General features: G+C 53.7%; 10 protein-coding genes. 5 read left to right on the top strand and 5 right to left on the bottom strand.

The genetic code is table 11. The features are described 5' to 3' along the window. Positions 1 to 81: 81 nt before the first annotated feature. Entirely contained in the window at positions 82 to 1,296 is a 1,215-nt protein-coding gene (locus tag MTX78_RS15380; RefSeq protein ID WP_243796087.1) for an IscS subfamily cysteine desulfurase, read from the bottom strand. 166 nt (positions 1,297 to 1,462) lie between these two features. Between MTX78_RS15380 and mce the strand changes: the two genes are divergently transcribed. Both mce and MTX78_RS15370 read left to right on the top strand, forming a co-directional pair. Then, entirely contained in the window at positions 1,463 to 1,864 is a 402-nt protein-coding gene (gene mce, locus MTX78_RS15375) for a methylmalonyl-CoA epimerase (protein WP_243796086.1), read from the top strand. Between the two features lie 89 nt (positions 1,865 to 1,953). Beyond that, positions 1,954 to 2,532 carry an L-threonylcarbamoyladenylate synthase gene (locus MTX78_RS15370; protein WP_243796085.1) on the top strand — a complete coding sequence of 193 codons (579 nt, stop codon included), beginning with the start codon at positions 1,954 to 1,956 and terminating at the stop codon, positions 2,530 to 2,532. 131 nt (positions 2,533 to 2,663) lie between these two features. Here the strand turns inward: MTX78_RS15370 and MTX78_RS15365 are convergent, their stop codons facing one another. Then, the gene (locus MTX78_RS15365) at positions 2,664 to 3,443 is read right to left on the bottom strand and encodes a DUF2306 domain-containing protein (protein ID WP_243796084.1); all 780 of its coding nucleotides are present in this window, start codon (positions 3,441 to 3,443) and stop codon (positions 2,664 to 2,666) included. Between the two features lie 188 nt (positions 3,444 to 3,631). On the opposite strand from MTX78_RS15365, the gene MTX78_RS15360 reads away from it, so the two are divergent. Then, entirely contained in the window at positions 3,632 to 5,050 is a 1,419-nt protein-coding gene (locus MTX78_RS15360) for a CCA tRNA nucleotidyltransferase (RefSeq protein ID WP_243796083.1), read from the top strand. A gap of 294 nt (positions 5,051 to 5,344) precedes the next feature. Here the strand turns inward: MTX78_RS15360 and MTX78_RS15355 are convergent, their stop codons facing one another. Beyond that, positions 5,345 to 8,041, bottom strand: coding sequence for a GIN domain-containing protein (locus MTX78_RS15355; RefSeq protein WP_243796082.1), 2,697 nt, complete (start codon positions 8,039 to 8,041; stop codon positions 5,345 to 5,347). 51 nt (positions 8,042 to 8,092) lie between these two features. Next, the gene (locus MTX78_RS15350; RefSeq protein ID WP_243802895.1) at positions 8,093 to 8,455 is read right to left on the bottom strand and encodes a PadR family transcriptional regulator; all 363 of its coding nucleotides are present in this window, start codon (positions 8,453 to 8,455) and stop codon (positions 8,093 to 8,095) included. Positions 8,456 to 8,824: 369 nt separating this feature from the next. On the opposite strand from MTX78_RS15350, the gene MTX78_RS15345 reads away from it, so the two are divergent. Both MTX78_RS15345 and porU2 read left to right on the top strand, forming a co-directional pair. Then, positions 8,825 to 9,928: a putative type IX sorting system protein PorV2 gene (locus MTX78_RS15345; RefSeq protein WP_243796081.1), complete on the top strand. Its 1,104-nt coding sequence runs from the start codon at positions 8,825 to 8,827 to the stop codon at positions 9,926 to 9,928. A gap of 144 nt (positions 9,929 to 10,072) precedes the next feature. Beyond that, positions 10,073 to 15,145, top strand: coding sequence for a putative type IX secretion system sortase PorU2 (gene porU2, locus MTX78_RS15340; protein WP_243796080.1), 5,073 nt, complete (start codon positions 10,073 to 10,075; stop codon positions 15,143 to 15,145). 129 nt (positions 15,146 to 15,274) lie between these two features. Here porU2 and MTX78_RS15335 read toward each other — a convergent pair whose 3' ends face one another. Then, positions 15,275 to 15,760: a dihydrofolate reductase gene (locus MTX78_RS15335; protein ID WP_243796079.1), complete on the bottom strand. Its 486-nt coding sequence runs from the start codon at positions 15,758 to 15,760 to the stop codon at positions 15,275 to 15,277. Positions 15,761 to 15,793: the final 33 nt, after the last annotated feature.

Below are 15,793 nucleotides of genomic sequence, written 5' to 3'. Positions count from 1 at the left end.
TGAAATTTAGATGTCAAGTTTTTAGAACTCAGAACTTTGAAAGGCGAGCACTACAGCTTATTAAGCTCTGGGCTCTGCAAATCAATGTTCAGCCCACTCGATTTTGCTTAAGTCGATGCCTTCTTTGAACATCTCCCACAACGGCGACATTTCGCGCAGCTTGGTTACAGCTTCTTTTACGTGGTTGATAGCGTAATCGATTTGTTCGTCGGTAGTGAAGCGGCTCAGACCAAAGCGCAACGAGCTGTGTGCCAAGTCGTCGCTCAGACCAAGGGCTTTCAGTACGTAAGAAGGCTCCAAAGAAGCAGAAGTACAAGCCGAACCAGAAGATACAGCCAGATCTTTCACACCCATCATCAGGCCTTCACCTTCTACATACGTGAAAGAAATGTTGGTTACGTGAGGAAGGCGATGCTCACGGGAGCCATTTACATAGCTCTCTTCCATGGTCAGCAGCTCCTTCTCCAGCCGGTCGCGCATTTTCATGATACGCTCGGTGTCAGCAGCCATATCCAGGCGAGACAACTCGCACGCTTTGCCAAGGCCTACAATCCCAGGTACGTTCAGGGTGCCGGAACGCATGCCACGCTCATGGCCACCGCCGTCCATTTGAGCAGTTACTTTTACCCGTGGGTTCTTACGGCGTACATATAGCGCACCAACACCTTTGGGGCCATACATCTTGTGCGCCGTGAAAGCCATCAGGTCGATGCCATCAGCAATAACATCTACTGGAATCTTGCCAACTGCCTGCGTGCCGTCCGTCATGAAGAGCGCACCATGCTTGTGCGCAATGGCGGCAATCTCGCGGATCGGCTGGATAGTGCCGGTCTCGTTGTTGCCGTACATGATGGTTACCAGAATGGTCTGGGGCGTCATGGCGGCTTCCAACTCTTCGAGGCTAATCAAGCCCTCCGAGTTAACAGGTAGGTATGTTACACGGCCGCCGAGCTTTTCAATGTGCTTGCAGGTGTCGAGCACTGCTTTATGCTCGGTAGTAGCCGTGATAATATGGTTTCCCTTCTGGGAATACATCTCGAACACGCCTTTGATGCCGAGGTTGTCGGATTCGGTGGCGCCGGAGGTGAAGATAATCTCTTTAGGGTCGCAATTGATTAGCGTCGCTATTTGGTCGCGAGCGTAGTCAACTGCTTCTTCTGCGGCCCAACCAAACGGGTGGTTACGGGACGCAGCATTGCCGAATACCTCGGTCAGATAAGGCATCATGGCTTCCAGAACCCGGGGGTCCATGGGCGTCGTGGCGTTGTTATCGAGGTAAATAGGTAGCTTGAGCATGGCGCAGAATGCAGGTTTCTGTGGAGTTCCGAAAATGAATGGTGACCAAAGAAAACCAATGGACAATCATTTGTAACTAGAACACAAAAGTTAGTGAACTGGTTTTACTTTCACCGCAAAAGTAGAACAAATCCAAAGAAGCCGTACTATACTAGCGGCCCCGTTTATGCTGACGAATCTGGAACACGTAGGATTGGCCGTACAGGACCTGGAAGCGGCCACCGCTTTATATACCATTTTGCTGGGGCAAGAGCCCTACAAACGCGAGCATGTGGCCAGTGAAGCTGTTGATACTGTGTTTTTTCAGGTGGGCGGCTCGAAGATCGAACTGCTAGCCGGCACCTCACCCGATAGCGCCATAACCAAGTACCTAAGCAAAAAACCAGAGGGCATTCACCACATGGCATTCGAAGTGTCAGACATCAGGGCCGAGATGGTGCGGTTGCGTGACGCTGGTTTTGTGTTGTTGAACGAGGAACCCAAGCAAGGTGCTGATAACAAGCTCGTATGTTTCGTGCACCCCAAAAGTGCCAACGGCGTATTGGTAGAGTTGTGCCAATCGTTATAAGTTTGAAGCCTGCCAATCCTCCGTCGTTGTTTGCTAGGCGACAACTTGTTGGTTGGTAGATCGAAAAGCAACCAGAAATCTGAAGACACATGAGCAACTTTTTCCGTCAGGAAGTGGACGCGGCGGTAGATGCCTTACTCCTTCAGCAAGTAATTCTCTACCCTACCGATACTGTGTGGGGGCTTGGCTGCGACGCAGAGGTGCCACCCGCAGTGGAGCGGCTCTACAAGCTCAAGCAACGCCCACCCGAGAAATCGTGCATTGTGCTGGTGGCTGATGAAGTGATGTTTGCTCGCTACGCCTCAGTAGTGCCTTCGCATTTGGTGAAGCTGCTGGCGGCGCAGTCGAAACCTACCACGTACGTAGTGCCAGGCAGCCGGCACTTGGCGCCCAACCTGCTGGCTGCCGATGGAACCATTGGGTTGCGGGTGGTGCTCGACGATGAGTTCTGCCATAAAGTGGTGCGGCGGCTGGGTCACGGATTGGTTTCAACATCAGCTAACTTAAGCGGTGAACCTACACCAGGCTTGTACTCGGAGGTGAACCCCGCGCTAATCCGGGGAGCCGACTACGTTGTGAACTGGCGGCAAGACGAAACCACCCGTACCATTCCCTCGCGCGTGGTGCGGGTGCTCGACGATGGCGCACTGGAAGTATTGCGTGACTAGTGCCTAAAAGGCACAAGAGAAAGCCAGCTGATGGGGACATACGCTGCGCTTATCATGGTTGACAGACCCTTGCGGAGCTAAGAACTCTTGTCAGAACGCCTAGCTGCATGGGGATTACGCAGGCTCGAAGCCTAAGCTGCTGGCCCTGCTACAAGCATACTTATCAACAAGAGCAGCGGTAAGAAACTGGCTGGCGCTGGTTGCGTTGTGGCTGCTAAAGTAGCAGCCCGCTGACGAGCTTTGTACTGTCGTACGGTCCGAAAAATTAGGAAGGTGCCGATGAACGTAGGGGTCAGCCAGCCTACCAACCCAGCCCAGGCTGGAGCATCATTTGGCAACCACCGCCCCAAATTTACCACTACGAAAGCCGTAAAGGCTGAAATATACGAGCCGCCCAAGCGGGTGAAATGGCGAAGCAACCAGGGAGTAGGAGCTAGGGAGGGGCGCAAAAACTCTTTGGTATCACCACCAGCAAATACGCCTAGAAGACCCCCAAAGAAGGTGAACAGTATTGCTTGCAGTTGAATACCCACTACGATCATGCATATCCCCGTTAATACAGCGGCTACAGCCAGGAGCCGGTCGGGGAGGGGCAGCAAGGTGCTGTGGCGCCGGGCGGCCCGCCAGCCAGTGAAGCTGAGGTAGAAGCTCAAGATGGCTATGCCAGTCAGAAACAAACGCCCCACCGAGAGGGACTGAAACAAGCAGAGCAGCACTGCGGTAAGAGCCACCACCACCATAGAGTAGGTATAAACCCGCCCTGCCCGTACGTGCAACAAGCCACCTTTGCGACCTAGCATTGGGATAAGGCCTACGAGCAGGGCCATAGCGCCCGTAGCAATGTGGACGCCCAGTAGTAGGCGAATAGGCAGGGCCGTAGTCGGCAGCGCAAAGAAGGCAGAGAAAGACATGGTAAACTACCTGTTGGTGAGGAATCTGAATGGAATGCAGCAAACCTCCACTCTCCTTGGCTACCAGACAATTAGTAGTTGCCGAAACGTAGCACAGCAACGACGAAGCGTAGCAAACAACTGCTGGTCTGCACGGTCTTCCAGCGGTCAGGTATGGTTGCTAACTGCTGGTTGCCGAACTTTGCGACATGAAAACCCCGCAGCTTCCTGACCTTCCGTTGTTTCGCACCATTGCTGATGCCGCTGGCGAACTAGGCTATCCAGCCTATGTGATTGGCGGGTTCGTGCGGGATTTGGCCTTGGCTCGCGAAAGCAAGGACGTGGATGTGGTGTGCGTCGGCGACGGCATACGGTTGGCGCAGGAGGTGGGGCGCAAGCTCCCGGGTAGGCCCCGTGTAACGGTGTTCAAGAACTTCGGGACGGCCATGCTGCCTACGCCCGAAATCGAAGTGGAATTTGTGGGTGCCCGCAAGGAGAGCTACCGGGCCGAGAGCCGCAAGCCCGAGGTGGAAGCTGGCACGCTAGAAGAAGACCTCGCCCGCCGTGACTTCACCATCAACGCCCTCGGTATAAGTTTGAACCCCGCTGATTTTGGCGCCCTCGTGGACCGCTACGACGGAATGGGCGATTTGCAGCGCCGTACGATTCGCACCCCTCTGGACCCAGATATTACGTTTTCCGATGACCCATTGCGTATGCTGCGGGCCATCCGATTCGCTACGCAGTTGGATTTCGACATCGAGCCCGACACGTTCGACGCATTAGCTCGCAACAAGGAGCGCATCAACATTGTGTCGCAGGAGCGCATCACCACCGAACTCAACAAAATCATCATGGCGCCGAAGCCCAGTTATGGCTTCAAGCTACTGTTTCAGTGCGGGTTATTGCAGCTTATCTTTCCGAAGATGGCGCTGCTGCATGGAGTCGAGAAAGTGGGTCAGCACGCGCACAAAGACAACTTTTACCACACCCTGCAAGTGCTCGACAACGTGGTAGCGGCTGGCGGTGACCTGTGGCTTCGTTGGGCGGCTATCCTTCACGATATAGCCAAACCCGCTACTAAGCGCTACGACAAGCGGGTAGGATGGACCTTTCACGGCCACGAAGACAAAGGCGCCCGCTGGGTTCCCGGCATCTTCACTGACCTCAAGCTGCCGCTGGGGGAAGAGATGCGGCAGGTGCAAAAGCTGGTGCGCCTGCACTTACGCCCCATTGTGCTGTCCAAGGAAATCGTGACGGATTCGGCCGTACGTCGCTTGCTTTTCGAGGCCGGTGACGACATCGACCGCCTCATGCTACTGTGCCGTGCCGATATCACCAGCAAGGATTACGACCGCAAAAACCGCTACCTACGCAATTTCGATGTGGTGGAGGAAAAGCTGAAGGAAGTAGAGGAGAAAGACCATCTGCGCAACTTCAAGCCCGTTATTACCGGCGAAGTCATTATGCAAACCTTCGGCTTGAAGCCCTCTCGCGAGGTGGGAGAGTTGAAAGACGCCGTGCTGGAAGCTATTCTGGACGGGAAAGTCCGCAACGAGCACGACGAGGCCTTTGCGCTATTGCTGGAGCTAGGAGAGCAGAAGGGGCTTGTACGAGTAGCTGAATAAGCGAACCACAAAAAACACCAGCCCCCGGCGCAAACGAGTATTTCGTTTATGCCGGGGGCTGCTGCGTTTACGCAAAAAGTTGAGGAAGCCTTTCGCCGGTCGGTTGCAGCACGAACGGCGAAAGAACTTCCTCTAGGGTCTACCTTTCACTCACCAGAAAAAAACGACCCTCTTCTTCATTTCACCAGCAATATAGATGCCGGCTTGTAAGTGAGCGTTGCCTTACTCACCAAATATATTTTCAACCTGTCTGTTCTTTCAAGAAAGCACAGCGAAGAGCCCTTCGTCTTGTGCCTACTCATTAACAGACTGAACCCGAGAGGCTCCCGTCGCATCCTTGGTTACGTCGCCAGGATTGCCACTGTACTCGATTACACTGGCGCCAACAGCATCGGCTTTCAGGTTCTCGGTTACCCGCAGACGGGCTTTGCTGCCGCCAACCATGTCGATATCGGCGCTACGTGCGGTGAAGTTGGACGCTGCCAACTCGCAGCCACCGGCTCCGTTCACGTTTAGGTCGTCGGCTTTGCCATCCAGCGTAGCGCGGCAGGCTCCAGCCAAGCTTATGTCGAGGTTGTTGAATTCGCCTTGCAGACGCAGTTGGCTAGCGCCGGCTTGTTCCACTCGTAAGTCACCGCTGTTAAAGCCTTGTACATCGGCCCGGGCAGCACCTACTAATTCCAGCCGATCCAGCTCTGGGCTTTCAATGGTTACCAACACTTTGTCGGCACCATTCCAGTTGGAACCGCCTATGAAGTTGCGGTTGCTAGACCGGATAACCAGTTTGTCGCCTTCACGTTCTACACGTAGGTCGTCGAGGTTGCGGTTGTCGCCAGCAGCTTTCACTCGGTAGCTGCTGCCGGCCCGCACCACCACGCGGTAGGGGCCGATTACGGTAACCGCATTGAAGTCATTTTGCTCGAAGGTGCGGCGGCCAGAGCCGTAGCGGTCCTCGTCGGTGTCGAAGGAAGGAGAGCCTTTGAACTGTAGATTGACATTAACGTCGCCGTTCTCATCTTCCCTGGCATCAAAGCTGATACCGTCCCCGGTAGCGTCCCCTTCGTCAGTCTCGTCCATTTCCTCGGCGGGGCAGTTGATGCATTCCAGCTTGTTGCCGCGCATCCGGAAAGTCCGCTCTTCGATGTCTTCGGGAGTACGGTTACCTACGAAGTCGTCATCATCTAGCCAGTTCGCAAAGCCTTGGCTGAGGTGGAAGGTCCGGTCGCGAGGCAGGCGGATGGTCAATTCTAGATCCTGGTCGCGGTAGCGGGCATTAGGTTGAAAAGAAAAGTGGTCATCGAAAATTAGCGTCGAGTCGCCGCGGGTGCGGACGGTGTATGCCACAGTGGTAGCAGCCGTGTTGCTGGCTTCAGCTTCGGAAGCTCCTTTAGCAGACAAGCGGCGAACCACTTCCACTGTGCGGCCACTATCGGTAGCGGCTAGGTCTACATCCACCCACTGGTCCCATTGGCGGTCTACATATCGAGTTTCGAGGCGCAGCACACGAGCCTGAAGCACTGGATACTGCTGGGTCTGCTCAACGTCAGCCTCATACTGAAACTCGCGGCTCTGGCGGGCTGCAGCCACCGAAACACCTATGATGCTCAGCAACCACAAGCCAAACAACGACCACCCCATGGTCCGGCTCAGAATGGCACGGCGCATTAGCAGCCCGATGCCAAGCAGCAGCATAGCTAGCGTAGGAATTCCGAAGGCTATAAATCCTGACAACAAGGCCCAACCTGGTATCCCATTCAAGAAAACGTGTGCGGGTACGTCACCGGTTACAACGTAAGGCGAATCAGGAATCAAGCCTATCGCAACCCCAAGCACCGTGACAAGGGCTATCAGAAAGCCGAAGCCAAGGATAGACAACATTACTCCGGCCACGATGCGGATGGCGCTGCCGACGAAGTTGAGTAGTGGGTTCAAGGCACTCGCTAAATCCTCGAAGAAGGTGCCCAGAGGACGGTTGTTGCCCGTAGTGCCAGGTTCATACGCATTATTACGCACGTTGCTATCGATACCCGAAAGTGTTACAGCGTCGCCACGCATGCGCATCTTGTCCGAGATGGTCTTGGCTTCGGGCACTAGAATCCACAGCAGCGGGTACAGAATGAACGAGATGCCTCCGATAAACAAGCCAGCTATAAACAGCACCCGAATCAAGGTAATATCGGTGTTGAGGTAGGCGGCCAATCCGGCCGATACGCCCCCTACTTTACCGGTGTCGGTGTCGCGGTAGAACTTTTTATAGCCCTTATCTTCCTGCTCTGGCGTGCCATCGTAGCGCTTTGGCAAGGCAATCCAAAGAATAACGTAGGAGATAACCGATATAGCGGCTAGTTTCTCGCCTACTTCCTCCAGCCAGCCTAAGTCGTTGAAAGCAAGTGGTATCAGAATCAAGAGCCCCAGGAAGCCCAACCGAATCCATAGTGGGTTGACGGCAAAATAGCGGGCAATACCAGCGGCTACCCCCGCAACTTTGCGGTTCGCCATGTCGCGGTAGAGGCGGCGAGGCTCGGTGGAGCTGGCGTCAGTGCCCGCTCCCAAAGGGCCATCGGGACCAAATGCGCCTTTCTTGCCAAACGGTCCTTCGGGGCCGAAAGCTCCCTTAGTACCGAAGGGGCCGTTGGGCTCGCCGATGCCAGCGTTGGTGTACGTGCCGGCGGCTGTGCCGCTAGCTACGGCATCGGCCAGCAGTTCTTCGTCGTCCTCGGCCTCGTCGGCGCTTTGGAAGTCACTCACGCGACCCATTTTGGCGGTCATGGCCTGTACGTCGTCCAGCGAAATCACCTGCTTGGTGTTGGAAAGACGGGCGGCAAACAATTCGGCAATACGGCCTTCGATGTCCGCCACAATTTCCTCGTGGCCGCGGTAACTGCTGAAGTGGGCTTTCACTTCAGCTAAATAGCGGCTCAGAACTTCGTAGCCGTCTTCCTCAATGTGGAAGATGATGCCTTGGAGGTTGATGCTGATGTTCTTTTTCATCTCAGTCAGGTGCTGCAACTAGTCGGAAAAAAATCGAGAGAGAACCGGGCGCTACAGCGGTACCGGCAGGCTGCTCCCGTTGGCGGAAGGCTTTTGGCGAATGATGCGGATGGAGTCCTGTACTTCCTCCCAGGTAAGGCGTAGCTGCAACAGGAAATCCTGGCCGCCTTCCGTAAGGGTGTAGTACTTGCGCGGGGGGCCACTCATCGATTCCTTCCAGGTATAGTCGAGGAGACCAGCATTTTTGAGGCGCGTGAGCAGCGGGTAGAGTGTCCCCTCCACCACAATCATGCGGGCTTGGGTAAGTTCTTCGAGCATGTCGGACGCATACACCTCGCCGCGGGCGATAATCTCCAGGATGCAGAATTCCAGAATTCCCTTCCGCATCTGCACTTGGGTGTTCTCTACTTTCATGGGCTTGGGGCAGTAGTCGGTGAAGAATGAGTCAAAGATAATGGAAGGTACTATGTAACGCAAGGTACTGTTGAAAAATATTTTTCAGATTCTTTTTACAGCACTGAAGTGAGAGGAGAGAGGTAGTCGCAACCCAGCAAGAGGCCTTGCCAACTTGTTCACCGAGTGAAACTGCTAAGTGGTCGACTAAGCAGGGGCATCCAGGTGAGAATGCCCAACTCTTGCAATGCCAAGCTGTTGCGTTGGTGGCCTAACCCGGACCGTAACCCCTTGATAGTCGCCTAATTTGTGAGCTGTTTTAGAGGGCGACGTACTAATATGTAGTACCTTGCGTTCAAAAGCGGACTACTCGTTTTTAGCCCATTTTCTATGATGCACCTCTTCCGTTCTACCGCGTTGCTAGTTAGTGCAAGCAGCTTACTGTTTCTAACTGCTACAACGGTTTCAGCTCAAGACCTGACTCCTAAATACAGCAATGAATTTTTGAACGTTGGGGTTGGTGGCCGGGCATTGGGTATGGGCAAAGTGCAAGTTAGCCTTGCCCAAGATGCTACGGCTGGCTATTGGAATCCAGCCGGTCTGCTAAGCCAAAAAGCCAAGTATGACGCTGTGCTTATGCACTCCGAGTTGTTCTCGGGAATTGTGAAGAACGATTATGCGGCCTTCTCCATGCCACTCGACGAGAAAAGCGCTATCGGCATCAGCGCTGTGCGTCTCGGCGTTGATGACATTGCCGACACCCGAGACTTAATCAATGAATTCGGCTACATCGACTACACCAAGATTCGTTATTTCTCGGTCTCTGATTATGCGGTTGTGCTCTCTTATGCCCGCAAAATTGGGAATGTAGAAGGACTGAAAGTAGGGGCAAACGCCAAAATCATTTACCGCAATATTGGTTCGTTTGCCAACGCCTGGGGTTTCGGTATTGACGCAGGCGTGCAATACGACAAGGGCAATTGGCGTCTTGGCCTCATGGCCCGCGACATCACCACCACTTATAATTCATGGGCTATTAATGCCGATGAGTTGCGCCCTACACCTGGCGCGCCGCTCGACGAAATTCCTACCAACCGCACCGAAATTACTCTCCCAACTTTCGTGCTGGGGGTGGGCCGGCTAGTAGAATTGCCCGGCGAGTTTACGGCCCTAGCAGCTGTGGATTTGGAAATCACGACGGATGGTCAGCGTAATACTTTGGTATCAAGCAAAGTAGCAAGTATCGACCCTCGGGCTGGGCTAGAAATTGGATATAAGAACTTGGCATTTCTGCGCGGAGGAGTTAGTAACGTGCAGCAGATCCAATCCTTTACAGGTAGTGAGGCATGGAAGGTGCAGCCTAGCCTCGGAGTAGGGGTGGCGCTGAGTGGCCTCCGCCTCGACGTGGCCCTTTCTCAATTAGCAGTGGAAAAGCTTGGAGGGCGCACGCAAACCAATAACATCATTGTGTCATTGGGTTACGGCATCAAGTAATAGCGGCAAGAGCGCTTGGCTAGTGAACAGGTGGCATTTCAGAGGAAAACTAGAAGAGCTAAGCTATCTGTATAGCGGAGTGAGCGATTAACGATTTGTTCTATGAAGAAAAAATACCCTTTAGCACAAGTACTAGGGTGGTGTATGATGCTAGTGGTTGGGGTGCTGACGGCAAGACCGGTGGCGGCTCAAACAGCGAGTTTGTTTGGCAACGAATGGATTGTGCCAAGTCAGCAATACTACAAGATAAAAATTACCAAAGACGCGCTTTACCGCATCGACCAGCAGTACCTCGCGCAGGCAGGCATTAGCGGCGTTAACCCGCAGCGTATTCAGTTATGGCGACGCGGACGGGAACTAGCTATTTACGGCGGTGGCAACCAAAGCACCCTCGACGCCACCACGTTCTTCGAGTTTTACGGCCAGCGCAACGATGGCAAACTCGACCAGGCTATCTATAAAGGAGGCGCAGCCGCGCAGCCCCACGATATGTATAGCCTCTACACTGATACAGCAGCTTACTTCCTTACATGGTCGGCGACTACCAACGGCAAAAGGATGGTACAGCCAGCAGTGGCTCCAACGGTAGCACCCCATCCGCACCGGATTCAGGAAAGAATGGTACTGGTCAACTATGCCTATTCTTATGTTGACGATGTCAGCAATGTATACCAGCCGTGGGGAGAGCCAGGAGAAGGATTCCTGTCTGCTGCATTCGGTGCAACCGGACGAGGAGAGTCGTTGACTGCTGTTGCTGGAACCGATTCACTCTCTAGCCGCAGTACTACGGGGCCAGTTCCCAAGGTGGAAATCCTTCTGCTAGGCGGGTGGGTTGGGCAGCGTTCAGTGGATGTGTCCGTTGTTGTTCCGGGAAGCGGTAGCAGACGTTTGCTTGGAACAACTATCGTAAGCAATTACAACAAATATGTCTTGCGCGCACCGCTGCAAGCCACAGACTTCAATGCTAGTGGAGTTGTGAACCTGGTGTTTAATATCACGGGTACTCCGGCAGGAAGCAACAACAATAAGTTTCGGGTAGGATATATCCGTTATGTATATGCCCAAACCAGTCGTTGGTTCGCTGGAAGGCGTCACCTAGAATTTTTCAACGATTCCACTTTAGCTGGGCCGGCTTATTATGCCTTGGATACAATTCCGGCTACGGTTGCGGGCTTTGATGTACAGGATCCTTACTCGGTACAGCGGATTGCTGGCACCAGTTTGGGTGGGCAGCAGCGTGGCTATGTGTTTCCAGACGCAACAAACCGTCCCCATAAGCTGCTCCTAGCCGATGAAGCCCTGGCCTCGACGCCTCGACCAGCTGTTCGGGTACGTTTTCGTACGTTGAATCCAACAGCTTCCAATTTCTTGATAATTAGCCACACCGCCTTGATGCGTCCTGTAGGCAATGTCGCAAACCCAGTTCGAGCGTATGCAGAGTATCGGCATTCAGCAGCGGGTGGGCGTTATGATACGGTAGTCGTAACCTCCGAGCAACTGTACAACCAGTTTCACTACGGTGAAAAGTCAGTGGGAGCCATGCGCAACTATGTGCGTTGGGAGCTGGCGAATTCTCCTCCTACCCAAACCAACTATTTGCTGTTGTTAGGTAAAGGGTTGATTGTAGGAGAATATAGCCGTAATAGGCTGCCTCCAGCCACCGACTTGGTGCCTTCAACCACCCGTAGCGGCTCAGACAATTTCCTCTCGGCAGACTGGGAGAACAACCAATATGTGGCACGCATGCCAGCCGGGCGCGTATCTGCTGTAACGCCTCAAGAAGTACTTCAGTACCTCAACAAACTCAAGGAACACGAAGCGTTGGGTGCCGAGCCTTGGCGAAAGAACGTTGTCCATCTAGGCGGAGGCGAATCCGCAGACGAGTTTGCGTTGTTTGAGAGTTTTGTAGACAAATACAAGCGGCTGGTTGAAAAGCCATTGTTTGGGGGCCAGGTAATTAACACATACCGGCGGCGTCTCTCTGGTGGTACCAACCTTCCGGTGAATATTACGCTTGCGCCAGAAGTGAATACGGGTGCATCGCTCATCACCTATTTCGGTCATGGCTCGGCGTCTACTTTCGACCTCAACTTCGGAGATCCTACCGAGCCGGCTAAAGGCTACACTAATGCAGGTAAATACCCTGTGTTTCTGATCAATGGTTGTGCCGTCAACGCTGTTGATAGAAATTTCAGGACTCTGTCAGAAAACTGGGTTTTTGCGGAAAACAAGGGAGCTATAGGGTTTATGGCTGGTTCTGATCTGGGCTTCACGTATGACCTAGATGCGTTTTCCACTGAGTTCTACAAAGTAGCATTCAACGAGCCTACCTGGTATGGCAAGCCTATTTCGGTGTTACAGGCTGAAGCCACCCGGCGCATGCTACTAATCACCAATAGTAGATCTACAGCCATAGCACACGCCATGAACAATACGTGGCTGGGAGACCCGGCCGTCCGTTTCTTCGCGCCCGAACGACCCGACTTCATTACCAGCAACGCTGATGTACAAATCCAGCCCAATGGAACCGGGCAGGTGCAGGCTTCTTCGCCCACTTTCAAACTGCTCGTCAACGTCAAAAATCCTGGCAAAATCACCCTCGACTCCCTCGACATTCGCATCACGCGAACCTACCCAACAACCAGCACGGGTACGCGCACCCCAGATGTCATTATTCGTACCGTACGCCAGGCCTGGCATGACACTACCTACACGTTTGTGCTCAACAATACCGGCAACGTGTTCGGCGACAACCGCTTCGAAGTGGCACTCGATTACCGTAACCGAGTGGTGGAGACAAGTGAGACCAACAACACAGGCCAGATCAACTTCAACTTTTTGCAAGGAGGGGTAAGAACGGTATGGCCGCTAGAGTTTGCCATCGTGCCCGCCACTAACCTGCGGCTAGTAGGGCAGACAAACGATCCACGAGGTGCATCGCGCGTCTACGAAATGGAATTGGACACGGTGCCTACTTTCAATAGCACACTAAAGCAAACCCGTACCGTTACAACGACCCTTGTGCCAGACTGGCGGCCTATTTTGCCAACTACTGCGGGCCAGGATAGTGTGGTGTGGTATTGGCGGTTGCGCTTCCAAACACCCACCGGCGACGAAAGCGCCGACTGGGCAACCAGTTCTTTCCGCGTATTGCCAGGCAGTGCCAGTGGTTGGTCTCAGAGTCATCACGGCCAGTTCAAGCGCGACCAACTGACGGGATTGAAAGTAGCTGCTCCTGCCGGGAATTGGAGCTTTGATGATGTTCGGGAACCTATTGTCCTAACCACCCGCGGAGGAGGAACGGGTAGCAACCAAACTTTCAACGCTTTGTCAGACGGGATTAGCACCTCCACTTCGCCTTACGTAGCGAACTGCGCACCAAACCAGCCTAACATTATGGTAGCGGTATTTAGTGGCCGAACCCTACGCCCGGTGCGTAATGTGGCAGGCGGACTATACGATTCCTGTGGTCAAGGCAACTTACGCTTCTATCATTTCGCTGGCAACGGTGCCGATAATATCAACGATCCAGTTCGGCAGACGCAATTACAAACCTTGCTCACCAATGTGCGCCCTGGCGACTATGTGGCGTTGATTTCGATGAACAAGGTGAATTTTTCTACGTTCTCCACTTCTCTGAAAGCTGCACTGACTTCATTGGGAGCACAGCGTGTCAATCAGTTGCAGGATGGCGACCCTTACGCACTGCTCATACAGAAGGGCTCCAACCCGCGGGTGATGCGTGAAGTAACAGTCGACCCGACCAGTACGGTGCCCCGCATCAACCAAGTAGTAGCCCTCAATGACACGCTCTTAACCAGAGCCAGCAGCGGCAATATCACGTCAACCCGTATCGGTCCAGCGCGGGAGTGGCAGACCCTGCATCATACCGTGCGCCTCTCAGAACCGTCAGACCGTTATACGCTGAAGCTGATTGGGATTGATAGTACGGGTGTTGAACAGATACTTAATGCCAACGTTACTAGCCGGAGCTTAGCACTAACCACTATTTCGGCCCGGCAGTACCCGTACCTCCAGCTAGCACTAGAGATGCGCGATTCGCTGAACCGTACGGCGCCGCAACTAGAACAATGGCTTGTCACGTACCAGGGGCTCCCTGAGGGCATTGTGCGGCGAGATTTAGCTACTCCAGCATCGGCCTATGAGCCTGCTACTTTAGCGAAACAAGCTGCTGAAACAGGCTTCGTTACGGTGCCAGTAGTCTTCCAAAACGTATCATCCATAGATTTCAGTGGCCCTATGAAGGCTCGGATCTTGCTGCGTGATGGTAATAATGTTCGGGAGGCCTTAGTAGATGTGCCCGGTGGTGCTTTGCGTGCCGACAGCCAGGTGAGCTTCGACGCTAAAGTGAACGTGATAGGTTTAGTAGGATCGTTGAGTGGCAATGTGGTTGTGAACCCGAGCCCGCGCGCGCTACCTGAGCTATACTCTTTCAACAATGAATTGCTGCTAGATGCCTTCCGGGTTGATAACCGCAACGTGCCGCCCACACTGGATGTAACGTTCGACGGGCAACACATCCTCAACGGCGACATCGTATCTCCAACGCCCATTATTACAGTGCAGTTGCGCGATGATGATCGACTGCGCCGAATTCAGGGCAAAGGCAACTTCGACGTTCTGCTGACTTCTCCTGACCAAACTACCGTTCGGGTGGATCTGACCGCAACCAATGTAAGTTTTGCAGCAGATTCCACGAAGGGAACAGCGCTGCTGACCTTGCCAATGGGCCAAAATACACCGCTTGCGAATGGCGTATACACGCTGGAAGTACAGGGGCGAGATGCTACTGGGCGGGCGGCCGGTGGTGAGCCCTACCGCATCACGTTCGAGGTAGTCAATGAATCCACGATCAGCAATGTGTATCCCTACCCGAACCCTGTTACCAGCAAAACCAAGTTTGTGTTCACGCTGACTGGTACCTCGCCGCCGCGCAACATGAAAATTCAGGTGTTGACGCTTACAGGACGCGTGGTGAAAGAGATTATGATGGCCGAACTCGGTCCGCTGCGCATCGGTAACAACATCACCGATTATTCTTGGGATGGTACCGATGAATTTGGAGACCGGCTCGCCAATGGCACTTACCTCTACCGTGTCATCTTAGATGATCCGCAGGACCAATTCGGGCGGCGCGCTACTGCTGGCGATAAAGCCTTCAAGAAAGAGTGGGGCAAGCTGGTTTTGTTGCGGTAGGAGCAGCAAATAGAAGCTCGTACCCAAACAGCAAACCGCCCTTGACACGTAGGATGTCAAGGGCGGTTTGCTGTTTAAAGGGGCCCAAAAGACGATGGTGTGCTACATCATCTCTACAGCACTTAAAACTTAACGTCGGCGCAGAGTTACGAAACTGAAAGAATAGGCGTGTTTTTCGTCTGGGTCGTGTCGTTGGCGATTCTCCTCTCGCCACACCGCACGGTCTAGTTCTGGAAACGTGACGTCGCCCTCGAAAGCGTGGTGTACTTCAGTTAAGTACACCACGTCGGCCGCGGGTAAGGCTTGCCGATAGATTTCAGCTCCTCCAATAACAAATACCTGCTCGTCGAGCTGGCTGGCGCGCTCCAGCGCTTCCGGTACCGAGTGCACAACCTCACACCCTTCTGCTTGCCAGTCGGGCTGCCGCGTTACAACAATGTTGGTGCGGTTGGGCAGGGGCCGGCCGATGCTTTCATACGTGCGCCGCCCCATTACCACCGGATGCCCCTGGGTGAGTTGCTTGAAGTGTTTCAAGTCGGTTGGTAGGTGCCAGATAAGCTGGTTATCACGCCCGATGACGCCATTATCGGCGGTGGCTACTACAAAAGCTACCATTTCATATACGGTTTGGTAGATACAATACCGGCA

Source organism: Hymenobacter tibetensis (genome assembly GCF_022827545.1).
Lineage (GTDB): Bacteria > Bacteroidota > Bacteroidia > Cytophagales > Hymenobacteraceae > Hymenobacter > Hymenobacter tibetensis.
This window is presented reverse-complemented; position numbering and strand designations above follow the sequence as displayed.